At 59.3% G+C, this 24,622-nt stretch carries 29 protein-coding genes; 17 read left to right on the forward strand and 12 right to left on the reverse strand.

Annotation, left to right across the window (positions count from 1 at the left end; genetic code table 11):
* The first annotated feature begins 1 nt into the window (after position 1).
* Complete coding sequence (gene tldD / locus IE038_RS14880) at positions 2-1,441, forward strand: metalloprotease TldD (RefSeq protein ID WP_189395848.1); 1,440 nt, start codon at positions 2-4, stop codon at positions 1,439-1,441.
* 42 nt (positions 1,442-1,483) lie between these two features.
* On the opposite strand, the gene yjgA is transcribed toward tldD, so the two are convergent.
* On the reverse strand, positions 1,484-2,008 hold the full coding sequence (yjgA, locus tag IE038_RS14885; RefSeq protein WP_163934554.1) for a ribosome biogenesis factor YjgA: 525 nt from the start codon (positions 2,006-2,008) through the stop codon (positions 1,484-1,486).
* Positions 2,009-2,116: 108 nt separating this feature from the next.
* On the opposite strand from yjgA, the gene pmbA reads away from it, so the two are divergent.
* From pmbA to IE038_RS14900, 3 genes are all read left to right on the forward strand, one after another.
* On the forward strand, positions 2,117-3,463 hold the full coding sequence (pmbA, locus tag IE038_RS14890) for a metalloprotease PmbA (RefSeq protein ID WP_163934556.1): 1,347 nt from the start codon (positions 2,117-2,119) through the stop codon (positions 3,461-3,463).
* Between the two features lie 231 nt (positions 3,464-3,694).
* Positions 3,695-5,074: a TldD/PmbA family protein gene (locus tag IE038_RS14895; RefSeq protein WP_163934559.1), complete on the forward strand. Its 1,380-nt coding sequence runs from the start codon at positions 3,695-3,697 to the stop codon at positions 5,072-5,074.
* 191 nt (positions 5,075-5,265) lie between these two features.
* Positions 5,266-5,955 carry a CatB-related O-acetyltransferase gene (locus tag IE038_RS14900; protein ID WP_163934562.1) on the forward strand — a complete coding sequence of 230 codons (690 nt, stop codon included), beginning with the start codon at positions 5,266-5,268 and terminating at the stop codon, positions 5,953-5,955.
* 29 nt (positions 5,956-5,984) lie between these two features.
* Here the strand turns inward: IE038_RS14900 and IE038_RS14905 are convergent, their stop codons facing one another.
* From IE038_RS14905 to IE038_RS14950, 10 genes are all read right to left on the reverse strand, one after another.
* Positions 5,985-6,257 carry an HPr family phosphocarrier protein gene (locus tag IE038_RS14905; RefSeq protein WP_163934564.1) on the reverse strand — a complete coding sequence of 91 codons (273 nt, stop codon included), beginning with the start codon at positions 6,255-6,257 and terminating at the stop codon, positions 5,985-5,987.
* Positions 6,258-6,275: 18 nt separating this feature from the next.
* Positions 6,276-7,130 (reverse strand): RNase adapter RapZ, encoded by an 855-nt coding sequence (gene rapZ, locus IE038_RS14910; RefSeq protein WP_189395849.1) that lies wholly within the window; start codon positions 7,128-7,130, stop codon positions 6,276-6,278.
* 2 nt (positions 7,131-7,132) lie between these two features.
* Entirely contained in the window at positions 7,133-7,597 is a 465-nt protein-coding gene (gene ptsN / locus IE038_RS14915; protein ID WP_163934566.1) for a PTS IIA-like nitrogen regulatory protein PtsN, read from the reverse strand.
* Between the two features lie 13 nt (positions 7,598-7,610).
* Positions 7,611-7,919, reverse strand: a complete 309-nt coding sequence (gene hpf / locus IE038_RS14920; protein ID WP_163934570.1) for a ribosome hibernation-promoting factor, HPF/YfiA family — start codon at positions 7,917-7,919, stop codon at positions 7,611-7,613.
* Positions 7,920-8,001: 82 nt separating this feature from the next.
* Positions 8,002-9,495: an RNA polymerase factor sigma-54 gene (locus IE038_RS14925; protein ID WP_163934573.1), complete on the reverse strand. Its 1,494-nt coding sequence runs from the start codon at positions 9,493-9,495 to the stop codon at positions 8,002-8,004.
* 179 nt (positions 9,496-9,674) lie between these two features.
* Entirely contained in the window at positions 9,675-10,400 is a 726-nt protein-coding gene (gene lptB, locus IE038_RS14930) for an LPS export ABC transporter ATP-binding protein (RefSeq protein ID WP_189395850.1), read from the reverse strand.
* Positions 10,400-10,924 carry a lipopolysaccharide transport periplasmic protein LptA gene (gene lptA, locus IE038_RS14935; RefSeq protein ID WP_189395851.1) on the reverse strand — a complete coding sequence of 175 codons (525 nt, stop codon included), beginning with the start codon at positions 10,922-10,924 and terminating at the stop codon, positions 10,400-10,402. The genes lptB and lptA overlap by 1 nt, the downstream gene beginning before the upstream one ends.
* Positions 10,911-11,483, reverse strand: coding sequence for an LPS export ABC transporter periplasmic protein LptC (gene lptC, locus IE038_RS14940; RefSeq protein WP_189395852.1), 573 nt, complete (start codon positions 11,481-11,483; stop codon positions 10,911-10,913). The genes lptA and lptC overlap by 14 nt, the downstream gene beginning before the upstream one ends.
* An 8-nt stretch (positions 11,484-11,491) precedes the next feature.
* Entirely contained in the window at positions 11,492-12,016 is a 525-nt protein-coding gene (locus IE038_RS14945; RefSeq protein ID WP_189395853.1) for a KdsC family phosphatase, read from the reverse strand.
* Entirely contained in the window at positions 12,016-12,990 is a 975-nt protein-coding gene (locus tag IE038_RS14950; RefSeq protein ID WP_189395854.1) for a KpsF/GutQ family sugar-phosphate isomerase, read from the reverse strand. The genes IE038_RS14945 and IE038_RS14950 overlap by 1 nt, the downstream gene beginning before the upstream one ends.
* 258 nt (positions 12,991-13,248) lie before the next feature.
* Between IE038_RS14950 and IE038_RS14955 the strand changes: the two genes are divergently transcribed.
* The 13 genes from IE038_RS14955 to IE038_RS15015 all read left to right on the forward strand — a co-directional run bounded on the left by IE038_RS14955 (position 13,249) and on the right by IE038_RS15015 (position 23,547).
* On the forward strand, positions 13,249-14,058 hold the full coding sequence (locus IE038_RS14955; protein WP_163938258.1) for an ATP-binding cassette domain-containing protein: 810 nt from the start codon (positions 13,249-13,251) through the stop codon (positions 14,056-14,058).
* Positions 14,059-14,856 carry a lipid asymmetry maintenance ABC transporter permease subunit MlaE gene (gene mlaE, locus IE038_RS14960; protein ID WP_163938261.1) on the forward strand — a complete coding sequence of 266 codons (798 nt, stop codon included), beginning with the start codon at positions 14,059-14,061 and terminating at the stop codon, positions 14,854-14,856.
* On the forward strand, positions 14,856-15,323 hold the full coding sequence (gene mlaD, locus IE038_RS14965) for an outer membrane lipid asymmetry maintenance protein MlaD (protein ID WP_065760924.1): 468 nt from the start codon (positions 14,856-14,858) through the stop codon (positions 15,321-15,323). Before mlaE ends, mlaD begins: the two co-directional genes overlap by 1 nt.
* 9 nt (positions 15,324-15,332) lie before the next feature.
* Entirely contained in the window at positions 15,333-15,986 is a 654-nt protein-coding gene (locus IE038_RS14970; protein ID WP_163938265.1) for an MlaC/ttg2D family ABC transporter substrate-binding protein, read from the forward strand.
* Complete coding sequence (locus IE038_RS14975) at positions 15,983-16,288, forward strand: STAS domain-containing protein (protein ID WP_163938268.1); 306 nt, start codon at positions 15,983-15,985, stop codon at positions 16,286-16,288. Before IE038_RS14970 ends, IE038_RS14975 begins: the two co-directional genes overlap by 4 nt.
* A 115-nt stretch (positions 16,289-16,403) precedes the next feature.
* A complete protein-coding gene (locus IE038_RS14980) occupies positions 16,404-16,643 on the forward strand; it encodes a BolA family protein (RefSeq protein WP_163938271.1) in 240 nt (79 codons plus the stop codon).
* A gap of 21 nt (positions 16,644-16,664) precedes the next feature.
* Complete coding sequence (gene murA / locus IE038_RS14985) at positions 16,665-17,930, forward strand: UDP-N-acetylglucosamine 1-carboxyvinyltransferase (protein ID WP_163938275.1); 1,266 nt, start codon at positions 16,665-16,667, stop codon at positions 17,928-17,930.
* 106 nt (positions 17,931-18,036) lie between these two features.
* Positions 18,037-18,672 (forward strand): ATP phosphoribosyltransferase, encoded by a 636-nt coding sequence (gene hisG, locus IE038_RS14990; protein ID WP_163938278.1) that lies wholly within the window; start codon positions 18,037-18,039, stop codon positions 18,670-18,672.
* Positions 18,673-18,799: 127 nt separating this feature from the next.
* Complete coding sequence (hisD, locus tag IE038_RS14995; RefSeq protein WP_189395855.1) at positions 18,800-20,125, forward strand: histidinol dehydrogenase; 1,326 nt, start codon at positions 18,800-18,802, stop codon at positions 20,123-20,125.
* A gap of 2 nt (positions 20,126-20,127) precedes the next feature.
* Complete coding sequence (gene hisC, locus IE038_RS15000; RefSeq protein WP_189395856.1) at positions 20,128-21,174, forward strand: histidinol-phosphate transaminase; 1,047 nt, start codon at positions 20,128-20,130, stop codon at positions 21,172-21,174.
* Positions 21,175-21,312: 138 nt separating this feature from the next.
* Complete coding sequence (locus IE038_RS15005; RefSeq protein ID WP_163938223.1) at positions 21,313-22,599, forward strand: CynX/NimT family MFS transporter; 1,287 nt, start codon at positions 21,313-21,315, stop codon at positions 22,597-22,599.
* A gap of 123 nt (positions 22,600-22,722) precedes the next feature.
* Positions 22,723-23,193 (forward strand): nuclear transport factor 2 family protein, encoded by a 471-nt coding sequence (locus IE038_RS15010; protein WP_189395857.1) that lies wholly within the window; start codon positions 22,723-22,725, stop codon positions 23,191-23,193.
* Positions 23,194-23,247: 54 nt separating this feature from the next.
* Positions 23,248-23,547 carry a GIY-YIG nuclease family protein gene (locus IE038_RS15015; RefSeq protein WP_163938219.1) on the forward strand — a complete coding sequence of 100 codons (300 nt, stop codon included), beginning with the start codon at positions 23,248-23,250 and terminating at the stop codon, positions 23,545-23,547.
* Here IE038_RS15015 and yejK read toward each other — a convergent pair.
* Complete coding sequence (gene yejK / locus IE038_RS15020) at positions 23,528-24,535, reverse strand: nucleoid-associated protein YejK (protein WP_163938216.1); 1,008 nt, start codon at positions 24,533-24,535, stop codon at positions 23,528-23,530. The genes IE038_RS15015 and yejK overlap by 20 nt on opposite strands.
* Positions 24,536-24,622: the final 87 nt, after the last annotated feature.

Here is a 24,622-nt window from a genome sequence, read left to right on the forward strand (position 1 = left end):
TATGAGCGAGTTGTTATCCACTGTCAGTGAGCACCTGCTGGCGCCAGGTGGTCTTACCCTGGACAGCCTGCAGTCGGTGCTCGGTGAACTGGCCGGGCCTGGTATCGATGCCGCCGATCTGTACTTTCAGGGGCAGATTTCCGAGTCGTGGGCCCTGGAAGACGGCATTGTCAAAGAGGGCAGCTTCAACCTCGATCAGGGCGTTGGTGTGCGTGCCCAGTCCGGTGAGAAAACCGGTTTTGCCTACAGTAACGCAATCAATCTCGAAGCCTTGAGCTCGGCTGCCCGCGCTGCCCGCTCGATTTCCCGCGCCGGACAGAACGGCAGCGTTCAGGCTTTCAAGAGCCTGGACGTGGTACCGCTGTATTTGCCGGACAACCCGCTTGAGGTCATCAGTCGTGCCGAGAAGGTCGAACTGCTCAAGCGTGTCGATGCGGCCACTCGCAAGCTGGATCCGCGGATCCAGCAGGTCAGTGTCAGTATGGCCGGTGTCTGGGAGCGCATCCTGGTCGCGGCGGCCGACGGTACCCTCGCTGCCGATGTGCGTCCGCTGGTACGTTTCAATGTCAGCGTGATCGTCGAGCAGAATGGCCGCCGTGAGCGTGGTGGCCAGGGTGGCGGCGGGCGCACCGACTACCGTTTCTTTACGGATGACCGTGTCATGGATTACGCCCGTGAAGCGCTGCGTCAGGCCTTGGTCAACCTGGAGGCGGTCCCGGCACCGGCTGGAACATTGCCAGTGGTACTCGGCCCAGGCTGGTCGGGGGTGTTGCTCCATGAGGCAGTCGGTCATGGCCTTGAAGGCGATTTCAACCGCAAGGGCAGTTCGGCCTACAGCGGTCGGCTGGGCGATCAGGTTGCTTCCAGCCTCTGCACGATTGTCGACGACGGTACCCTTCAGGGGCGCCGTGGTTCGTTGAGCATCGATGATGAAGGTACCCCGACGGAATGTACCACCTTGATCGAGAACGGCATCCTCAAAGGCTACATGCAGGACAAGCTCAATGCCCGTTTGATGGGGATGGCGCGTACGGGTAATGGTCGGCGTGAGTCCTACGCTCACCTGCCGATGCCACGCATGACCAACACCTACATGCGTGCGGGTGACAGTGATCCGGCTGAAATCATCGCTTCGGTGAAGCGCGGCCTTTACTGCGCAAACCTTGGCGGTGGGCAGGTGGATATCACCAGTGGCAAGTTTGTGTTTTCCACCAGTGAGGCGTACCTCATCGAGGACGGCAAGATCACTACGCCAGTGAAGGGCGCCACCTTGATCGGCAATGGCCCTGAGGCCATGAGCAAGGTCTCGATGGTCGGTAATGACCTGTCGCTGGACAGCGGTGTGGGCACGTGTGGCAAGGATGGGCAATCGGTGCCCGTGGGTGTCGGTCAGCCGACGCTGAAAATCGATGCGATCACCGTGGGTGGCACGGGCGCATGACGGAGAGGTCGAGCCGGCAGGGTGCCGGCTCGGCTACGAAGATCAGCGCAGGCCGCGCTGGGTTTCGTCAAGCTCGCGGATGTACTTGAAGATTTTGCGGCTGGCAGTGGGCGGCTTGTTGCGCGCCAACTCATGCTGGGCCTGGCGGATCAGCGAACGCAGTTGCTGACGATCGGCTTCGGCGTATTCGTTGACGAAGCGCTCGAGGTCTTCGTCGGTGCCGCCGATCAGGCGGTCGCGCCAGCGTTCAAGGTTATGGAATCGTTCGTTGTACTGGCGAGTGGAGGCATCGAGTTGGTCGAGCAGCGCAATGATTGCCTCGATGTCCTGATCGCGCATCAATTTGCCGATGAACGACAGATGGCGTTTGCGGGCAATGTGTGCGGTGTGTTTGCTGGCATCGGCCAAAGCCCGACGCAGGGCGTCGGTCAGCGGCAGGCGTGCCAGGGTGTCCGGCTTGAGCGTTGTGAGGCGCTCGCCGAGGTCGACCAGTGCATGCAGCTCGCGCTTGATCTGGGTTTTGCTTTTTTCGCCTTCGTCGAAGGCATCGTTGTAAGAATCAACCATGGTGACAGTCCGCGTGGAAACGTCGCCATGATAACCAGTCGGGGGCCGCTTGTCCGGCCCGGTCGTGAGTTGACCCGCGCCGAGAGCAGATTTTGAGTGGAGAAGACCATGAGTTCAGTCCAGAGCGTAGGTCCGCAGGCCCTGCCGGCACTGCAGGAGCAGGTCGAGCAGATCATTGCCGAGGCTCGGCGCCAGGGCGCCAGCGCCTGCGAAGTAGCTGTCTCGCTGGAGCAGGGGCTGTCGACCTCGGTGCGCCAGCGCGAAGTCGAGACGGTTGAGTTCAACCGTGACCAGGGCTTTGGCATCACCTTGTATGTGGGGCAGCGCAAAGGTTCGGCCAGTACTTCGGCCAGCGGTAGCGAGGCGATTCGTGAAACCGTTGCTGCCGCACTGGCGATTGCCAAGCATACCTCCGAAGACGATTGCGCCGGGCTGGCCGATGCCGCGCTGATGGCTCGCGAACTGCCGGATTTCGATCTGTATCATGCCTGGCACATAAGCCCTGAACAGGCCATCGAGAAGGCCTTGGCCTGCGAGGCAGCGGCGTTCGAGGCCGACCCTCGGATCAAGAATGCCGATGGCACTACCCTCAATACCCATCAGGGCTGCCGTGTGTACGGCAACAGCCATGGATTTATCGGGGGGTATGCCTCCACACGCCATAGCCTGAGTTGCGTCATGATCGCCGAGGGTGACGGGCAGATGCAGCGTGATTACTGGTACGACGTCAATCGTCAGGGTGAGTTGCTGGCCGATCCACAGAGCATTGGCCGTCGAGCCGCGGAGCGTGCAGCCAGCCGTCTGGGCGCACGGCCGGTTCCCACCTGCGAGGTACCGGTATTGTTCTCGGCGGAACTGGCGGGAGGCTTGTTCAGCAGCTTCCTGTCGGCGATCTCCGGTGGAAACCTGTACCGCAAGTCATCGTTTCTCGAAGGTGCGCTGGGGCAGCAGTTGTTCCCGAATTGGCTGACCCTGGATGAGCGTCCGCATCTGCAGCGTGCGCTGGGCAGTGCTGCATTCGACGGTGATGGGTTGGCAACCTATGCCAAGCCGTTCGTCGAGAACGGCCAGTTAGTGTCCTATGTTCTGGGTACCTATTCCGGGCGCAAGCTGGGCATGCCGAGTACTGCCAACGCAGGCGGGGTACATAACCTGTTTGTCACCCACGGTGATGAAAATCAGGCGGCGTTGTTGCGTCGCATGGGGCGTGGCTTACTGGTCACCGAGCTGATGGGGCACGGGTTGAATATGGTGACCGGTGATTACTCCCGTGGCGCGGCAGGTTTCTGGGTGGAGAATGGAGAAATCCAGTTCGCTGTTCAGGAAGTCACGATCGCCGGCAATATGAAAGACATGTTCAAACAGATTGTCGCGATTGGTAACGATCTGGAAACCCGCAGCAATATCCACACTGGCTCCGTGCTGATCGAAAAAATGACGGTCGCTGGCAGCTGATCTCCTAGGGCCTGGCCATAACTATGTAGGGCCAGGTCGTCTGTTCGCAGGCGTAGAGTCCGTTCTGTCGTTCGCAAAGGATGTGAACACGGAAGTGGACTCTCGTACTGTCATGGCACAAGCCCCCTCTTCGTTGTTCGTCATTCTGAAGCGTATCGCCTGCCCGGCGCGTGCACGTGTCAGCGTTGTGCAGGCCTCACTCTGCTTGGCTGAAGAAAAGGATTTCCAATCATGAATGATGTGAACAAGGCACTGGAAACGGTAGGACCCGAAAATCTGCCCGATTTGAAGGCGCATGTCGAAGCGCTGCTTGCCGAGGCCCGTGAGCAAGGTGCAGATGCCTGTGAGGCGCTTGCGGTGCGTACAGCGCAACGTGTGCAACGGGTGGCAGGCGATCAGGTGGACCCACTGTACGCTGAAACTGCCGGCTGGCTCGGGTTGGCGGTTTATGTCGATCAACGCAAGGCCGAGGTGAGTATCGACCTGAATGACGGGTTCTCGCCCGTTGAAGCGGTGAGCCAGGCACTGGAAAAGGCGCGTGCGGCCTCCAGTAACCCCTTTACCGGCCTTGCCGACGCCGAGAGCATGGCGTGGGGACCGCGCGACCTGAGTCTCTATCATGATGCTGGATTCAGTGCCGAGGACCAGTTGAAATGGGCCCGCGCCTGCGATGCGGCGGCATTGGCTGCCGATGAGCGGATCATTGACTCCCGCGGTACGTCGTTCAACGTTTTGCAGCATTGCCAGGCCTACGGCAATAGCCATGGTTTCCTGGAGGGCTATGCCACCAGCACCTTTGACCTGAGCTGCTATGTGCGCAGTGCTGCAGACGGTATCAGGCGCACCGGCAGCAACTATGAGGTGCAGCGTAAGATCGAGTTGCTGTCGGATCCGGCGCGTATCGGTGACCTTGCTGCCAGGCGTGCACTGAGTTACCTGAGTGGGCGTTCACTGGAACAGGCTCATACGCAGGCGCCGGTGGTCTTTGCGCCGAGCGTCTCGGCGTGGCTGCTGGCGGCATTCGCCCAGGCAATCAACGGCAAGGTGCTGGGTGAGAACGCCTCGTTTCTTGGCGAAACCCTCGGGAGCCAACTGTTCTCTGATGTGGTCACGATCGAGGAAAACCCATGCTTGCCAATGGGCATGGGGAGTTGCCCGTTTGATAACGAGGGCGTGCTGACGCAGGCCAGGACCTTTGTCGAGAATGGCCAGTTGGTTTCCTATGCGCTAGATGCTGAGTCGGCTCGTCGATTCGGGCTGGCCAATACCGGTAACTCGATAGGCAACCTGGTTGATGCAGCACGTAACCTGTCTTTTGCACCGGGCCAGGACGGGCAGTCAGCGTTGCTGGCGAAAATGGGGCGCGGGGTACTGCTCTCCGAGGTTCGAACACCACAGCTGGACCTGAGAACGGGTGAGTTTTCCATGCGGGGCATTGGTTTCTGGGTCGAAAATGGCGAGGTGCAATACGCTCTGAATCCGTTCACCGTTTCGGGCAATCTGAAGGTGCTGTTCAAGCACATTGTTGCCGTCGGCTGCGACCTTGAGCCAACCGGCAGGTCGCTGGGGCGTTCGATCCTGATCGAGCAACTGGATGTATTGAGTCACTGACTGCTCATTACGCCGGATACCGCTTATGATCACGCCCGGCCTTGTGCCGGGCAACCAGCAGTTTGGTGGGGCGTGTGCACTAAAGTGGGGTTAACCTTGCTGTTGCCCCTTGGGTATAGTGGCGCTCTGCTCCCTCAGCGTAGCGTGCAGATTCTGGTGAGTTTTTCGTGGTTGAGTAGGTGGGTGTTGAGATGGGCTTGAAGGATTTCTACTGGAATCGATGGATTCGTAAGCACGGATGCAAGGTCAGTGATGGTGTGTCTACACTGCGCAAGGCAACCACTCTTCAACTTGAGGAAGGGGTGCGCTTGGGGCATGTGTTGATTGATGCGCATCAGCTATCTATAGGCGCCAACACCTACATTCGAAGCGACTGCCACTTGCATTTTGTATCGTCGGTAGGGCGATTCTGCTCCATTGGCAGTGGTGCTGTATTGGGCCAGGAAAAACACACCCATCCCTCCGACTGGCTGAGTACTCACCCTTTTCAATACACCGACACCGAATGGTCCTATGAGCCCAGGATTGACCACGCCGTGATCGGCCATGACGTCTGGATTGGCCACAGTGCAATGATAATGGAAGGGGTCAAGGTTGGTACGGGGGCGATCATTGCGACCAGAGCGTTGGTTACGCACGATGTTCCGCCCTATGCAATCGTTGCCGGAATGCCTGCCAAAGTCATCAGGTATCGTCACTCCCCCGAGATTATCGAGGGATTACTGAGTTCTGAATGGTGGAATCTTGGTCTTGACGACCTTAAGCGCATGCCGCTGAACGATCCCAACGCCTGTATTGAGAAAATTGCTTCGGCAAGCCACCAGAGTGTTTTCGAGTATCCGAAAATCCAGGTGACTCGAAACGGTTGCCGAGTGATTTAAAACATCCGCCGTTTTGATTGCGCGGCGACTTACTCGCCTTCGTCAAAGCGATTGTTGATCAGCTCAACCAGTGCGTTCAGTGCTTCGGTGTCGTCTTCACCTTCGGTATGCAGGTGCACCTGAGTACCTTTGCCTGCGGCGAGCATCATTACGGCCATGATGCTCTTGCCGTCGACCAGTTTGTCCGGTGCGCGGCCAATCCGTACCTGGCAATTAAAACGGCCCGCAACGCCAACGAACTTGGCGGCGGCGCGGGCATGCAGCCCCAGCTTGTTGATGATCGTTATTTCAAGAGCAGGCATCGCACAAGAGTCCTGTGGCTAGAGGTCGCGGTGGCGGACCTGGACGTTCTTCAGCGATTGCTGCAGCAACTGACCCAGGCGTTCGGTCAGATAGACCGAGCGATGATGCCCGCCAGTACAACCGATGGCAATGGTGACATACGCACGGTTGCTGGCGGCAAAACGGGGTAGCCATTTGAGTAGATACCCAGAGATATCCTGGAACATGTCTTCTACATCCGGCTGGGCAGCCAGATAGTCAATCACCGGCTGTTCAAGCCCGGAATGGTCGCGCAGTTCTGGCTTCCAGTAAGGGTTGGGCAGGCAGCGCACATCGAATACCACGTCGGCATCTACGGGCATGCCGCGCTTGAAGCCGAATGATTCAACCAGGAAGGCAGTACCCGGCTCAGGTTGACTGAGCAGGCGAAGCTTGATCGAGTCCTTTAGCTGGTACAGGTTCAGGTTGGTGGTGTCGAGCTTCAGGTCGGCCAGATCGGAGATGGGACCGAGCAGTTCCGTTTCGACCCGGATGGCCTCGGCCAGCGAGCGTTGGCTGTTGGTTAGCGGGTGACGGCGACGGGTCTCCGAAAATCGCTTGAGCAGGGTCTCTTCATCGGCGTCCAGGTACAGCACGTCGCATTGGATGTGCCGATTGCGTGCATCTTCAAGCAATTCCGGGAACCGGGAAAGATGGCTTGGCAGGTTGCGCGCATCGATGGACACGGCAACCTTGGGTTGCATCAGTTCGGTATTGATCAGCGCGCTCTCGGCCAGCTGCGGCAGCAAGCCCGCGGGCAGGTTGTCGATGCAATAGTAGCCGTTGTCCTCGAGCACATCGAGGGCAGTGCTTTTACCAGAGCCGGATCGGCCGCTGACGATGATCAAGCGCATGTTCAGTGCTCGTTCTGTACATCCAGTACGACCTGATACAGGGACTGGTTGTCGCTGGCCGCACGCAGTTTTTCGCGAACGTCCTTGCGGTCAAGCATGCTGGCGATCTGGCGCAGCAGCTCCAGGTGCTTATCGGTGGCAGCTTCCGGAACCAGCAGTACGAACAGCAGGTCTACCGGTGCGCCATCAATGGCGTCGTAATCGATGGGGGCATCCAGGTGAAGCAGTGCGCTGACCGGCGCGCTGCAACCACTCAGGCGGCAGTGCGGAATGGCAATGCCGTTGCCGAAACCAGTGGAGCCCAGCTTTTCGCGGGCAATAAGGCTCTCGAAGACAACTTGCATTTCCAGGTCCGGCACTTCCCGGGCAATCAGGTTCGCAATCTGTTCGAGTACGCGTTTTTTACTGCCTCCCGGCACGTTCACAAGTGAACGGCCGGGGGTCAGGATATCTTCAAGTCGGATCATGAGTGGGGGGGGGTCAGCGAGCGGCTGCACCTTGCAGCAAGGCCTGCTGTTTTTCCTTGTGTTTTTTCAGTTGGCGGTCGAGCTTGTCGGCAAGCAGGTCGATCGCGGCATACATGTCTTCATGCTCGGCATTGGCGACGACTTCGCCGCCTGGGATGCGCAGGGTGGCCTCGATTTTCTGCTGTAGCTTCTCGACCTCCAGAATAACCTGCACATTGGTGATCTTGTCGAAGTGACGCTCCAGGCGCTCGAGTTTTTCCCCGATGTAAGTGCGCAGCGCTTCGGTAACTTCTACTTGGTGTCCACTGATGTTGACTTGCATACAGCTTCTCCTTTTGTTGCCGGTGCATAAGAGGCAGGTATTGCGCCTGCCACTTGAATTGCGGTGGCACACCTCAGGTGCGTTACATCAGTCGCTTGCGTTCACTCGACGGTGCAATGCCGAGCGATTCGCGGTACTTGGCGACGGTGCGTCGTGCTACCTGGATGCCTTGTGCCTCCAGTAAACCAGCGATCTTGCTGTCACTCAATGGCTTTTTCTGATTTTCCGCTGCAACCAGTTTTTTGATGATCGCGCGAATCGCCGTGGACGAGCATTCTCCGCCTTCGGAGGTGCTCACATGGCTGGAGAAAAAGTACTTCAGCTCGTAAATGCCCCGCGGGGTGTGCATGTACTTTTGCGTGGTTACCCGGGATATGGTCGATTCATGCATGCCCACCGCCTCGGCAATGTCATGCAGTACCAGCGGCTTCATGGCCTCGTCGCCGTGGTCGAGAAATCCGCGCTGGTGTTCGACGATCTGGGTGGCAACTTTCATCAGCGTTTCGTTGCGGCTTTGCAGGCTCTTGATGAACCAGCGTGCTTCCTGAAGCTGATTGCGCATGAAGGTGTTGTCGGCGCTGGTATCGGCGCGCCGCACGAAACCTGCGTACTGTGGGTTGACGCGCAGGCGGGGTACCGCCTCCTGGTTCAACTCGACCAGCCAGCGCTCACTGTCCTTGCGCACGATCACGTCAGGAACCACGTATTCAGGCTCGCTGGACTCGATCTGTGAGCCAGGGCGAGGGTTCAGGCTTTGTACCAGTTCGATAACCTGGCGCAGCTCGTCTTCCTTGAGCTTCATGCGGCGCATCAGCTGGCTGTAGTCACGGCTGCCGAGCAGGTCGATGTAGTCGCTGACCAGTCGTTGTGCTTCGCTCATCCAGGGGGTGCGGGCAGGCAGTTGGCGCAATTGCAGCAACAGGCATTCGCTCAGGTTGCGGGCGCCTATGCCGGCAGGCTCAAACTGTTGGATGCGATGCAGGACCGCTTCCACTTCGTCCAGCTCGATATCGAGCTCCGGGTCGAAGGACTCGCAGACCTCTTCCAGTGTTTCGTCGAGATAGCCCTGGTTGTTGATGCAATCGATCAGGGTGACAGCGATCAGTCGGTCAGTATCCGACATCGGCGCCAGGTTCAACTGCCACAACAGATGGCTCTGGAGGCTTTCACCCGCCGAGGTGCGCGTCGTGAAGTCCCATTCGTCGTCATCGTTGCTGGGGAGGCTGCTGGCACTGGTTTGATAAATGTCTTCCCAGGCGGTATCTACCGGCAGCTCATTGGGGATTCGCTCGTTCCATTCGCCTTCTTCAAGGCTTTCCACCGGGGTGGCGGATTCCTGGAAGCTGGTCTCCTGAGGTTCCGAGGCAGGCTTGGATTCGGCGTTATCCGCCATCGGGTCGCTGTTATCGAAGTCGTCGCCATCTTCCTGGCGCTCGAGCATCGGGTTGGACTCCAGGGCTTCCTGGATTTCCTGCTGCAGGTCCAGTGTGGAAAGCTGGAGCAGACGGATGGCCTGTTGCAACTGCGGTGTCATCGTCAGTTGCTGGCCCATTCTTAGGACGAGCGATGGTTTCATGGCAGGGGCTTAACACCTTATTCGCCGGCGCACATGCGCCATCCACTACAAGGGCGCCTGAGCGCCTTCTTTAAGCAAATTATATGCCTGAAACCGAGGTGTTTGCCTAGAGCGCTGTAACAAATAAGCCGGCATTTGGGCGGATCGTCAGCGCTCTGGCGGTGCCTCGCACCTCGGGCTTACAGGCGGAACTCGTGGCCGAGGTAAACCTCTTTCACCAGTTCGTTGGCCAGGATGGTCTCTGCATCACCTTCGGCGATTAGGCGACCATCGTTGACGATGTAAGCAGTTTCGCAGATATCCAGGGTTTCACGGACGTTGTGGTCGGTGATCAGAACGCCAATGCCTTTGGCTTTCAGGTGATGGATGATCTGCTTGATGTCTCCGACCGAGATCGGGTCGACACCGGCAAAGGGTTCGTCGAGCAGGATGAACTTTGGTGCGGTCGCCAGTGCGCGTGCGATTTCCACGCGGCGACGTTCGCCACCAGAAAGGCTCATGCCGAGGTTGTCGCGAATGTGGCTGATGTGGAACTCCTGCAGCAGGCTTTCCAGCTCCTTGCGCCGCCCCGCAGCGTCCAGCTCCTTGCGTGTTTCCAGGATCGCCATGATGTTGTCGGCCACCGACAGCTTTCGGAAGATCGAGGCTTCCTGGGGCAGGTAGCCGATACCGGCGCGTGCACGGCCATGCATCGGCTGGTGGCTGACATCCAGGTTATCGATGAGCACGCGGCCCTGGTCGGCCTGTACCAGGCCGACAATCATGTAGAAGCATGTTGTCTTGCCGGCGCCGTTAGGGCCGAGCAGGCCGACGATCTGACCGCTGTCGATTGACAGGCTGACGTCGCGTACGACTTGTCGGCTTTTGTAGCTCTTGGCCAGGTGCTGGGCTTTGAGGGTTGCCATTACTCGGCCTTCTTCTTCGGCTGGATCACCATGTCGATGCGTGGACGCGGCGCGGTAATGTTGCTGCCGCGGCCGGCGGTAGCGACCTGAGACTTGGTGTTGTAGACGATTTTTTCGCCTTCTGTGGTATTGCCTTCGTTGATCACCTTGGCCCGATCTGTCAGGACCACCAGGTCTTTCAGGGCCTGGTACTGGATCTGTACGGCATAACCTTGCATCTTGTCTGCTTTTGCGGCGCTTTGTTGCTGCTCGAAGTAAGCCAGGTTGCCCACCGAAGTGACCACGTCGATATCGCCAGCGGCGGAGCGGGTGATGGTCACGGTGTTGCCTTTGATCATCATGGAGCCTTGGGTGATGATCACGTCGCCGGTATAGGTGGCAATGCCTTTCTTGTCGTCCAGTTGGGCGTTATCGGCCTGGATGCGGATTGGCTGGTCGCGGTCGTTCGGCAGGGCCAAGGCGCTCGCGCTTCCCAGTGCTGCGCTCAGGCTGAGCAAAAAGGGGAGGGTTTTAACGAGCCTCATACTGTCCTCTTACGTTGGACAGCAGGTCCATCCTGCCGTCTTTCAAATACGCTTTCATTCCCTTGCCCGTAGTGGTCCCACCGGCGCCGTCGATTCTAACGGCTTGCTCGGTTTGAGCATATTGCTTCTGTGGGAATACAGTCATACGGGTTGTGGTAATAATGGTTTCACGGTTCTGTTCGTCGGTGCGGGCAACCCGCACGGAGTCAATCAGTTCGACTTCGGTGCCGTCGGGGTTCACCTCGCCGCGTTCGCTCTGAACGTGCCAAGGGTAGGCGGTGCCTCGGTACATGTGCAGGTCCGGTGTGGTCAGCAGGGTGACTTCACTGGCTTGCAGGTGTTCGACCTTGTCTGCCGTCATGTCATATTGCAGCTTGCCGTCTGGGAGAAACTGAACGCTATGGGCGTTGGTGGCGTAATAGTCGATGGCGCTTTTGTCTACAGTGACTACGGGTTGTTCGAGGAAGCTGGTGGGGCCGACTTTCCAGTACCCAATCGCCGCCAGCAGGGCGGCAATCGCACCGAGTAGTGCAATATTGCGGATTTTATTACTGAACATGTGTCGCCCTACAGATAATTGGCGTTGGCCGCATCGAGGTTGCCCTGGGCCCGCAGGATCAGTTCGCAAAACTCGCGAGCGGCACCTTCGCCGCCGCGTGCAACGGTAACACCGTCTGCATGTTCGCGTACAAAGGCTGCAGCGTTGGCCACGGCCATGCCCAGGCCGACCCGGCGGATGACAGGCAGATCCGGCAAATCGTCACCCAGGTAGGCAACCTGGTCATAGTTTAGGCCGAGCTGGCCAAGAAGCTCGTCCAATACGACCAATTTATCTTCCCGTCCCTGATACAGGTGCGGGATGCCGAGGTTTTTCGCCCGGCGCTCGACCACTGGGGTCTTGCGGCCACTGATGATTGCGGTGGTCACGCCCGAAGCCATAAGCATTTTGATGCCTTGGCCGTCCAGGGTATTGAAGGTCTTGAATTCGCTGCCGTCTTCAAGAAAATACAGGCGGCCGTCGGTGAGGACGCCATCTACATCGAAAACGGCCAGCTTGATGGCCTTGCCGCGCTGCAGCAGATCCGATTGCATTACATTACCCCCGCACGCAACAGGTCGTGCATGTTCAGTGCACCTACCGGGCGGTCGTCCTTGTCAACGACTACCAGGGCGTTGATCTTGTGGTCTTCCATGATCTTCAAGGCCTCGGCGGCGAGCATTTCGGCGCGGGCGGTCTTGCCGTGCGGAGTCATCACGTCTTCGATCAGCGCCTTGTGGAGGTCGATGTTGCGGTCGAGCGTGCGGCGCAGGTCACCATCGGTGAAGATCCCGGCCAGACGGCCGTCAGCTTCCAGCACCACGGTCATGCCCAGGCCCTTGCGGGTCATTTCCATGAGGGCATCCTTGAGCAGGGTGCCGCGTGCAACCTGAGGCAGTTCGGCGCCGGCGTGCATGACGTTTTCGACCTTGAGCAGCAGGCGTCGGCCCAATGCGCCACCGGGGTGGGAGAAGGCGAAGTCTTCTGCGGTGAAGCCGCGGGCTTCAAGCAGGGCGATGGCCAGTGCGTCGCCCAGTACCAGGGCGGCAGTGGTCGAGGAGGTCGGCGCCAGGTTCAGCGGGCAGGCTTCCTGTTCCACGCGGGCGTCAAGGTTGACCTCGGCGGCTTTGGCCAAAGGCGAATCCGGGTTGCCGGTGAGGCTGATGAGTTGAATGCCCAGGCGTTTGATCAGTGGCAGCAGGGTAACGATTTCGGCGGTTGAGCCGGAGTTCGACAGGGCCAGGATGATGTCGTCACGGGTGATCATGCCCATGTCGCCATGGCTGGCTTCGGCAGGGTGGACGAAAAATGCCGGAGTGCCGGTGCTGGCCAGGGTTGCGGCGATCTTGTTGCCGATGTGCCCCGACTTGCCCATGCCGACTACCACGACCCGGCCTTTGCTGGCCTGGATCAGCTCGCAGGCCTTGACGAAATCAGCGTCGATATGGGCGAGCAGGCCTTCTACCGCTTCGAGTTCGAGGCGGATAGTACGTTGTGCGGATTGGATCAGGTCGCTGGATTGGCTCATGTGGAAAATCGGATTGCCTGATGAAAAGTCGGCGATTATAGCGGGATTGCACGAAAGCCTCACCTGCGAATCGCTGTCAATGGTGCGTCAGTCGTATCCTTTTTTACGCCAAGAAGTCTCTGCAAGCGCTGCGATGGCCTTGGGGCGGGCCTGTCTGCGGTGCTATAGTTCGCCGCCAGTTCGGCCCGCTCAGGGCGTGCGTGCCTCCATGAAGGAGGCGGACGTCTGAGTGAGAAGGCTGTATCGCAAGGAGTTTAGATGAGCGTTGATAACGCCTACGCGGTCGAGTTGAAGGGCGTAACCTTCAAGCGCGGTTCGCGCAGTATCTTCAATAACGTCGATATACGTATTCCCCGAGGAAAGGTCACCGGCATCATGGGGCCTTCCGGGTGTGGCAAGACTACGCTGCTGCGGCTGATTGGCGCGCAGTTGCGCCCTGCCAGCGGCGAAGTCTGGGTGGCGGGTCAGAACCTGCCAACCCTGTCGCGAAGCGACCTCTTCGATGCCCGCAAGCAGATGGGCGTGCTGTTCCAGAGTGGCGCATTGTTCACGGATCTCGATGTGTTCGAGAACGTCGCCTTTCCTCTGCGTGTTCATACGCAACTGTCCGATGAGATGATTCGCGACATCGTGCTGATGAAGTTGCAGGCGGTGGGCTTGCGCGGTGCCTTCGAACTGATGCCCGACGAGCTTTCCGGCGGGATGAAGCGCCGTGTGGCGTTGGCCCGTGCGATTGCCCTGGACCCGCAAATCCTCATGTACGACGAACCCTTCGTTGGCCAGGATCCGATCGCGATGGGTGTGTTGGTGCGGTTGATTCGTCTGCTCAACGATGCCCTTGGTATCACCAGTATCGTCGTTTCCCATGACTTGGCTGAAACCGCCAGTATTGCCGACTACCTCTATGTGGTGGGTGACGGGCAGGTATTGGGGCAAGGTACGCCGCAGGAACTGATGAACTCCGATAATCCGCGTATTCGTCAGTTCATGAAGGGCGATCCAGACGGCCCGGTGCCTTTCCATTTTCCTGCGCCTGACTACCGCGCCGATTTGTTGGGGAAGCGTTAGATGCGCAGAAAATCGTTACTTGAGCGTATTCGTCTTTTCGGTCGCGCGGCCATTGATGTGCTCGCGGTGCTTGGCCGCTCCTGGCTGTTCCTGTTGCACGCATTGATTGGCCGTGGCGGTATTGGCGGCAGCTTCCAGTTGTTGGTCAAGCAACTGTACTCGGTCGGTGTGCTCTCGCTGGCAATCATCGTGGTGTCCGGTATTTTCATCGGCATGGTGTTGTCCTTGCAGGGCTTCAATATCCTGAGCAGCTACGGTTCGGAACAGGCAGTAGGGCAGATGATCGCCTTGACCCTGCTGCGCGAGCTGGGGCCGGTGGTGACGGCATTGCTGTTCGCCGGGCGCGCGGGCTCTGCATTGACCGCTGAAATCGGCAACATGAAGTCTACTGAGCAGCTGTCCAGCCTTGAAATGATCGGTGTCGATCCGCTCAAGTACATCGTTGCCCCGCGTCTGTGGGCAGGCTTCATTTCCCTGCCGCTGCTGGCGATGATTTTCAGCGTGGTGGGTATATGGGGGGGATCCTGGGTCGCGGTTGACTGGCTGGGCGTCTATGAAGGCTCTTTCTGGTCCAACATGCAGAACAGTGTGTCATTCACCGACGATGTGCTTAACGGGGTCATCAAGAGCGTTGTGTTTGCTTTTGTCGTCACCTGGATCGCCGTATTCCAAGGCTATGACTGCGAACCCACTTCAGAGGGGATCAGCCGTGCCACTACCAAGACCGTGGTCTATGCCTCGTTGGCAGTCCTGGGTCTGGACTTTATTCTGACCGCCTTGATGTTTGGAGATTTCTGATGCAAAACCGCACCCTGGAAATCGGTGTCGGCCTGTTCCTCCTGGCCGGGATCCTGGCGCTGCTTCTGCTGGCCCTGCGTGTCAGTGGCCTGTCTGCCAGCCCGAGCAGCGATACCTATAAACTTTATGCCAATTTTGACAATATCGCCGGTTTGACGGTCAGATCGAAAGTGACCATGGCCGGCGTTACTATCGGCAGGGTCACAGCCATCGATCTGGATCGCGACAGCTTCACCGGTCGGGTGACCATGGAGCTGGAAAAACGCCTGGACAACCTGCCCTCGGACTCCACGGCATCTATCCTGACTGCAGGGTTGCTGGGTGAGAAGTACGTGGGTATCAGTGTCGGCGGCGATGAGACGGTGTTGAAGGATGGCGGGGTCATCCATGACACCCAGTCGTCGTTGGTGCTTGAAGATCTGATTGGCAAGTTTTTGCTCAATAGCGTTGGCAAAGAAGCCAAATAAGGAGTTTCTATGATCTCTATTCTGCGACGCGGTCTGCTGGTGTTGCTGGCAGCGCTGCCGATGTTTGCGGGCGCAGCGGTTGCACCGTCGGCTCATGACCTTATTCAGGGTACGACCAATGAGCTGCTGTCCGACCTGAAGTCGAACAAAGAGCAGTACAAGTCCAACCCGAGCGCGTTCTACGACGCCCTCAATCGTATCCTCGGACCGGTTGTGGACGCTGATGGCATCTCGCGCAGCATCATGACCGTGAAGTATTCGCGCAAGGCTACGCCTGAGCAGATGACGCGCTTCCAGGAGAACTTCAAGCGCAGCTTGATGCAGTTCTATGGAAACGCACTGCTGGAGTACAACAACCAGGGTATTACTGTCAGCCCGGCCAAGGATGAAAGCGGCACCCGGACCAGCGTTGACATGAAGGTCACTGGCAACAACGGTGCGATCTATCCGGTTTCCTACACGCTGGAGAAGATCGATGGCGTCTGGAAAGTGCGCAATGTGATCGTCAATGGCATCAATATCGGCAAGTTGTTCCGTGACCAGTTTGCCGACGCCATGCAGCGCAACGGTAATAACCTGGACAAGACCATCGATGGCTGGGCTGGCGAAGTTGCCAAGGCCAAGGAAACGGCGGAGCAGTCCACCGAGAAACAGACGCAATGAGCAGTGCCTCTGTAAAGTGGGGTGAGGCCGGTGTCCTGAGCCTTTCGGGGGTTCTGGATTACCGCACGGGCCCGACCCTGCGCAAGGAAGGTAAGACGCTGATTGCCGCTGAGAAGGCGCCCACGCTAGTGCTCGACTGCTCTGCAGTGGAGAAGTCGAGCAGTGTTGGCCTCTCCCTGTTGCTGGCCTTCATGCGTGATGCCAGTGCAACCGGGAAAACGGTCGAAGTACGCGCCATGCCCCAGGACATGCGTGAAATCGCCGAGGTCTATGGCCTCGGCGAGCTGTTGGCGGGCCGATAATCGGCCCCCGCCTACCGGCCCCTCCGTCAGAGTCCTCGTTTACGGGGTTCGCAGGCGGGGGGCTTTTTTGTATGATGGCCGACCCGCGCGCACAGGGCGCCGATTGAGGTTGAGCATGCAGGCCGTAGAAGTTAAGAGCTTCCTTGAAGAAAAGTTGCCGGGAACCCGGGTCGAAGTTGAAGGCGAAGGCTGCAACTTCCAGTTGAATCTGATCAGCGACGAGTTGGCGGCCCTGAGCCCGGTCAAGCGTCAGCAAGCGATCTATGCTCACCTGAACCCGTGGATCACCGATGGCAGCATCCATGCGGTAACCATGAAATTTTTCAGCAGCGCAGCCTGGGCTGAGCGCACCTGAGCCAATTGGCGCGAGACTCAAATGGATAAACTGATTATTACTGGCGGTCCTCGTCTTGATGGCGAGATCCGCATTTCCGGGGCGAAGAACGCCGCCCTGCCGATTCTGGCCGCCACCTTGTTGGCTGACGGCCCTGTGACGGTTGGCAACTTGCCGCACCTGCACGACATCACCACCATGATCGAACTGTTCGGGCGGATGGGCATTGAGCCTGTCATCGACGAAAAGCTCTCGGTGGAAATCGACCCGCGCAGCATCAAGACGCTGATCGCGCCTTACGAGCTGGTGAAGACCATGCGCGCCTCGATCCTGGTGCTCGGCCCGATGGTCGCGCGCTTTGGTGAGGCTGAGGTGGCCCTGCCTGGCGGTTGCGCCATTGGTTCGCGTCCTGTCGACCTGCACATCCGTGGCCTTGAAGCCATGGGTGCGAAGATCGAAGTCGAGGGCGGTTACATCAAGGCCAAGGCCCCTGAAGGTGGCCTGCGTGGTGCGCACTTCTTCTTCGACACTGTCAGTGTGACCGGTACCGAGAACATCATGATGGCGGCGGCGCTGGCCAAAGGCCGTAGCGTGCTGCAGAACGCCGCACGTGAGCCGGAAGTGGTCGACCTGGCCAACTTCATCAATGCCATGGGTGGCAAGGTACAGGGCGCTGGCACCGACACGATCACCATCGATGGTGTAGAACGCCTGGGTTCGGCGACCTATCGCGTCATGCCTGACCGTATCGAAACCGGTACCTACCTGGTGGCTGCGGCCATTACCGGTGGTCGGGTGAAGGTCAAGGACACTGATCCGACCATCCTTGAAGCCGTGCTTGAGAAACTCAAGGAAGCCGGTGCCGAAATCACCACGGGTGAAGACTGGATCGAACTGGACATGCACGGCAAGCGGCCTAAAGCCGTCAACCTGCGTACAGCCCCGTACCCGGCGTTCCCGACTGACATGCAGGCGCAGTTCATCTCCCTCAACGCCATCGCCGAAGGCACGGGCGCTGTGATCGAGACGATCTTTGAAAACCGCTTCATGCACGTGTACGAGATGCACCGCATGGGCGCCTTGATTCAGGTCGAAGGCAACACTGCCATCGTTACCGGGACCAAGACCCTCAAGGGCGCCCCCGTGATGGCGACTGACCTGCGGGCTTCTGCCAGCCTGGTACTGTCGGCGCTGGTTGCCGAAGGCGATACACTGATCGACCGCATCTACCACATCGACCGTGGTTACGAGTGCATCGAGGAAAAACTGCAGATGCTGGGCGCGAAGATCCGTCGCGTACCGGGCTAGTCTGCCTGCGGCGCAGGGACGCGCCACACATTGCTGGACCGAATTGACTGCTGTCGAGCCTGCTGTGCGGCTCGACGGGCACAAGCCGCATAAGGACCGACGTTTCATGTTGACCATCGCGCTGTCCAAGGGCCGTATTCTTGACGATACCCTGCCGTTGCTGGCAGAGGCGGGCATTGTCCCGACCGAGAATCCGGACAAGAGCCGCAAACTGATCATCCCGACGACCCAGGAAGATGTACGCCTGCTGATCGTGCGGGCCACCGACGTGCCGACGTATGTCGAGCATGGCGCCGCCGATCTGGGTGTGGCCGGCAAGGACGTGTTGATGGAGTACGGTGGTCAGGGCCTGTACGAGCCACTGGATCTGCAGATTGCCAAGTGCAAGCTGATGACCGCCGGTGCGGTGGGTGCTGCTGAACCCAAGGGTCGCCTGCGGGTGGCAACCAAGTTTGTCAACGTTGCCAAGCGCTACTACGCCGAGCAGGGCCGTCAGGTCGACATCATCAAGCTCTATGGCTCGATGGAGCTGGCGCCCCTGATTGGCCTGGCCGACAAGATCATCGACGTCGTCGATACCGGCAATACCCTGCGGGCAAACGGCCTGGAGCCCCAGGAACTGATTGCCACCATCAGCTCCCGTCTGGTGGTCAACAAAGCATCCATGAAGATGCAGCATGCGCGTATCCAGAGCCTGATCGACACCTTGCGTCAGGCCGTGGAGTCGCGACACCGCGGTTGATTCCTGCGCGCGACCTTTGCTGTCGCGCCCGTCTATCCGCGTCATAGCCAACTTTTTCAGGTGCCCTCGCGGATCGGCTGCTACGTTAAGGGCGCCTGAGCATCCGCCAATTATTGAGGCCCTCGCTATGACCACGTCCACTGCTATTGCCCGACTCAATGCCGCTGACCCGGATTTCGCCCGACATCTGGATCATCTGCTGAGCTGGGAAAGTGTGTCCGACGATGCGGTCAACCAGCGCGTGCTCGACATCATCAAGGCCGTGCGCGAGCGCGGTGACGCAGCACTGGTGGAGTTCACCCAGCGCTTTGATGGTGTTGAAGTCACTTCGATGAGCGAGCTTATCCTCGGTCGCGAGCGCCTGGAGCTGGCCCTGAGCCGAATCACCCCGGCCCAGCGTGAAGCGCTGGAGAAAGCCGCCGCACGGGTACGCAGCTACCACGAGAAACAGAAGCAGGACTCCTGGACCTACACCGAGGCCGACGGCACCGTACTGGGTCAGAAGGTCACGCCACTGGACCGTGCAGGGCTGTATGTGCCCGGTGGCAAGGCGTCCTACCCGTCATCAGTGCTGATGAACGCGATTCCGGCCAAGGTTGCTGGCGTTACCGAGGTGGTGATGGTTGTGCCAACCCCGCGTGGCGAGGTCAACGAACTGGTACTGGCTGCCGCCTGCATCGCCGGGGTTGATCGCGTGTTCACCATCGGTGGCGCCCAGGCTGTTGCGGCGCTGGCATACGGCACCGAAAGCGTGCCCCAGGTCGACAAAGTGGTCGGACCAGGCAACATCTACGTTGCGACTGCCAAGCGTCATGTGTTCGGTCAAGTCGGCATCGACATGATCGCCGGTCCTTCGGAGATCCTCGTGGTCTGTGATGGCCTGACCGATCCGGACTGGATTGCCATGGACCTGTTCTCCCAGGCCGAGCACGACGAGGATGCCCAGGCGATTCTGGTCAGCCCGGACGCGGCGTTCCTTGACCGCGTTGCGGCGAGCATCGACAAGCTGCTGCCAACCATGGACCGTGCCGAAATCATCAAGACCTCGATCAATGGCCGTGGTGCTCTGATTCAGGTACGTGACATGCAGCAGGCTATCGAGGTGGCCAACCGTATTGCACCTGAGCACCTGGAACTGTCGGTTGCCGACCCGCAGGCCTGGTTGCCGCAGATCCGTCACGCCGGGGCAATCTTCATGGGCCGTCACACCAGCGAAGCGCTGGGTGACTACTGTGCCGGCCCGAACCACGTATTGCCGACCTCCGGCACTGCACGGTTTTCTTCGCCGCTGGGTGTCTACGACTTCCAGAAGCGTTCCTCGATCATCTTCTGCTCCGAACAAGGCGCTTCCGAGCTGGGCAAGACCGCGTCGGTCCTGGCTCGTGGCGAATCGCTCAGCGCTCATGCACGCAGCGCCGAATACCGCATCATTGCCGACAACGAGGGGAACTGAACATGAGTAAATTCTGGAGCCCCTTCGTCAAGGACCTGGTGCCTTACGTGCCGGGTGAGCAGCCAAAGCTGGCCAAGCTGGTCAAGCTCAATACCAACGAGAACCCCTATGGGCCCTCGCCAAAAGCCCTTGAAGCCATGCGCGCCGAGTTGAATGACAACTTGCGTCTGTACCCAGACCCGAACAGCGACCTGCTCAAGCAGGCGGTAGCCGAGTACTACGGCGTGCAGGGCAATCAGGTGTTCCTGGGTAACGGTTCCGATGAAGTGCTGGCGCACATCTTCCACGGCCTGTTCCAACACGATGCGCCGCTGTTGTTCCCGGATATCAGCTACAGCTTCTACCCGGTTTACTGCGGCCTTTATGGTATTCCTTACGAGGCGGTAGCGCTGGACGAGCAGTTCCAGATTCGCGTCGAGGATTATCAGCGAGCGAATGCCGGGATCATCTTCCCGAACCCCAACGCGCCAACCGGCTGCCTGCTGGCTCTGGACGCCATTGAGCAACTGCTCAAGGCCAGCCCGGATTCAGTGGTGGTGGTCGACGAGGCCTACATCGACTTCGGTGGGCAGACGGCGATCAGCCTGGTTGACCGATATCCGAACCTGTTGGTAACCCAGACCCTGTCCAAGTCGCGTTCGCTGGCCGGGCTTCGTGTTGGCCTGGCGGTCGGTCATCCGGACTTGATCGAGGCGCTGGAGCGGATCAAGAACAGCTTCAACTCCTACCCGCTCGACCGAATGGCCATTGTCGGGGCTGCCGCGGCGTTCCAGGACAAAGCCTACTTTGACGAGACCTGCCGCAAGGTAATCGACAGCCGCGAACAGTTGGTGGCGGAGCTGACTGCGCGTGGCTTTGAGGTGCTGCCATCGGCAGCGAACTTCATCTTCGCCCGTCATCCTGAGCAGGATGCGGCAGGGCTGGCTGCCCGTCTGCGCGAGCAGGGCGTGATTGTGCGGCACTTCAAGCAAGAGCGTATCGCGCAGTTCCTGAGGATCACCATCGGTACCCCGGAGCAAAACCAGGCGTTGCTTGATGCGTTGAACTGATATCGGCTGGGCGCTATCGCCGGCCAGGCTTGCTCCTGTGCAATCGTATTGCTCCGGAGCTGGCCTGGCCGGCGATTGCATTTATGCCGTCTTCGAGCGGCCGCCCAGCTTGCCTCATTTTTTGTCGGAGCCTGATTCATGAATTCAGAACACGCGAGTACCGGTGAGCGCGACGGGCGCGGGGCAGAGCTCGACGAGCTGCTGATTGACGCTGAAGCTGATGACGAGCAGGTTCAACAGCAGCCTGTGGTGCTACACCGCCCCTGGCTGTTGCTTTTGGGGCTGGTACTGGTGGCCCTGAACCTGCGTCCGGCCTTGTCGAGCTTGGCGCCGGTGCTGGGGCAGGTTTCTGAGGGCCTTGGCCTGAGCGCGTCCCAAGCGGGTTTATTGACCACTTTGCCGGTCTTGTGCCTGGGCCTGTTCGCGCCGCTGGCGCCTTTGCTGGCGCGGCGATTTGGCAGCGAACGGGTCGTGCTGGGGATTCTTCTGTGTCTGGCGGCGGGCATTTTCCTGCGCAGCAGCCTGGGTAGTTTCGGTGTCTTTGCCGGCAGCGTCGTGGCCGGAGCCAGCATCGGTGTAATTGGTGTATTGCTGCCGGGTATCGTCAAGCGCGATTTCGCCAGGCATGCCGGTACACTCACCGGTGTCTATACCATGGCCTTGTGCCTCGGGGCCGCGTTGGCCGCAGGTGCCACTGTGCCGCTTAGCCGTTACTTCGACGACCGTTGGTCGATGGGGCTTGGATTCTGGTTGCTGCCAGCCGTCGTTGCAGCACTGTTCTGGTTACCTCAGGCGCGTCAGGGCCACGCCGCCCATAGCGTTGCCTACCGGGTGCGCGGCCTGTGGCGTGACCCGCTGGCCTGGCAAGTCACCTTGTACATGGGGCTTCAGTCGTCGCTGGCCTACATCGTATTTGGTTGGCTCCCCTCGGTGCTGATCGGGCGAGGCCTGAGCCCGACCGAGGCCGGCCTGGTGCTTTCCGGCTCGGTGATTGTGCAATTGTTCAGCTCGTTGACTGCGCCCTGGCTGGCCACACGAGGCAAGGATCAGCGCCTGGCCATTGCGTTGGCCATGCTGCTGACGCTGGCCGGTTTGTTCGGTTGCCTTTACGGGCCGCTGAGCGGTCTCTGGGGCTGGGCTGTGGTATTGGGGCTAGGGCAGGGCGGTGCGTTCGCCCTGGCGTTGACCCTGATCGTGCTGCGCTCTCGGGATTCACACGTCGCAGCCAACCTGTCGAGCATGGCGCAAGGCGTAGGCTACACCCTGGCTTCCCTCGGGCCGTTCGCGGTAGGGGTGGTGCATGATCTGACCGGCGGTTGGAATGCGGTGGGGTGGATATTCGCGGTGCTCGGTGTCAGTGCGCTGCTGTTCGGGCTAAGGGCCGGGCGTGCCTTGCATGTGAACGCGGTCAGCGAGCGGGTTTGAGTCGTCCTGGCGGTCAATCATCGCGTGCAGGTGGTACACAGTATTGGTCTTGTAAATGTCCGTAGCTATTTGGTCTTTGCATGGACTATCGTTCCAGGTCCTATATCGGTAATGGATTTGCCCATGAGCGACGCCCACAGTGCCCTGATCACCCGTTTCTATCAGGCCTTCCAGCGACTGGATGCCGAGGCCATGGTGGCGTGCTACAGCGACGACGTGCGTTTCAGTGACCCGGTCTTTGGTGCCTTGCAGGGTAAGGATGCTGGCGATATGTGGCGCATGCTGACCACCCGTGCCAAGGATTTCTCCCTCACCTTCGACAATGTGCGTGCCGATGAGCATAGCGGTGCTGCCCACTGGGTGGCGACTTATCTGTTCAGCCAGACCGGCCGAGTGGTGATCAACGAAATACAGGCACGCTTCGTGTTCCGCGACGGCAAGATCTGTGAGCACCACGACCGTTTCGATCAGTGGCAATGGGCACGTCAGGCATTGGGCGTGAAAGGCTTGCTGCTAGGCTGGACGCCCTGGATGCAGGGGAAGGTAAGGGCACAGGCATTGAAGGGCTTGCGGGCGTTCCAGGCTGCCCGCTGAGGCGGTAAGCTGTACGCCTTGCCGCCCTTTGTATGAACTTTGTATGAACCTGCCGTGACCGATAGCCCCAGCGATTCCCTCAGCAAACCCTGGTACGTCTACCTGGTACGCGCCGCCAATGGCTCGTTGTACTGCGGTATCAGTGATAACCCGCAACGGCGTTTTGTGGCGCATCAGAACGGTCGTGGTGCGCGCTACTTCAGTACCAGCCCAGCCATCGCGCTGGTGTATGTCGAGGCCTGGCCGGACAAGGCCGAAGCCCTGCGTCAGGAGCGGCTGGTGAAAAAGCTGCGCAAGAGTGCCAAGGAGGCGTTGGTCGCCTCCTATCTCGCGGTCAGTCCTTGCGACGCTTGAGCTGATCGGTCAACTGGGTCGGCAAGCCTTTGATGATGAGCGTCCCGGCTTCCTCGTCATATTCGATCTTCGAGCCAAGCAAGTGCGCTTCAAAGCTGATCGACAAGCCTTCGGCCCGACCGGTGAAACGGCGGAACTGGTTCAAGGTGCGCTTGTCGGCAGGGATTTCCGGCGACAGGCCATAGTCCTTGTTGCGGATGTGGTCGTAGAAGGCCTTTGGACGGTCCTCATCGATCAGGCTGGAGAGCTCTTCCAGGGTCACTGGCTCACCGGCTTTGGTCTGGCTGGTGGCGTAATCGACCAAGGTCTGGGTTTTCTCTCGGGCGGCTTCCTCGGGCAGGTCTTCACTTTCGACGAAGTCACTGAAGGCCTTGAGCAGCGTACGGGTTTCGCCCGGACCGTCAACGCCTTCCTGGCAACCGATGAAGTCGCGGAAGTACTCCGAGACTTTCTTGCCGTTCTTGCCCTTGATGAAGGAAATGTACTGTTTCGAGTTCTGGTTGTTTTTCCACTCGGAAAGGTTGATGCGCGCGGCCAGGTGAAGCTGACCAAGGTCGAGATGGCGTGACGGGGTGACGTCCAGTTCGGCGTTAACTGCCACGCCTTCACTGTGATGCAACAGGGCAATGGCCAGGTAATCGGTCATGCCTTGCTGGTAGTGCGCAAACAGCACATGGCCACCCACCGAGAGGTTGGACTCTTCCATCAGCTTTTGCAGGTGTTCGACGGCGACGCGGCTAAAGGCAGTGAAGGTCGTACCGTTGTCCAGGTACTCCTTGAGCCAGCCGCTGAATGGGTGCGCCCCTGACTCGGCATGGAAGAACCCCCACGCCTTGCCTTGTTTGGCGTTGTAGCTGTCGTTGAGGTCGGCCAGCAGGTTTTCAATGGCGGTCGACTCGCTCAGTTCGGAGTCGCGGGCATGCAGCACGGCGGGGCTGCCATCGGGTTTTTTGTCGATCAGGTGGACGATGCAATGACGGATCGGCATGGGATTCTCGGCTGAAAAAGGGCAGGGCGCTGCCATATTGCAAAGTCGCCCAGTGTAACTCAGACCTGAGGCTGCGCTGTGTCTGGA

The sequence above is a fragment of the Pseudomonas laurentiana genome, assembly GCF_014648275.1.
GTDB lineage: Bacteria > Pseudomonadota > Gammaproteobacteria > Pseudomonadales > Pseudomonadaceae > Aquipseudomonas > Aquipseudomonas laurentiana.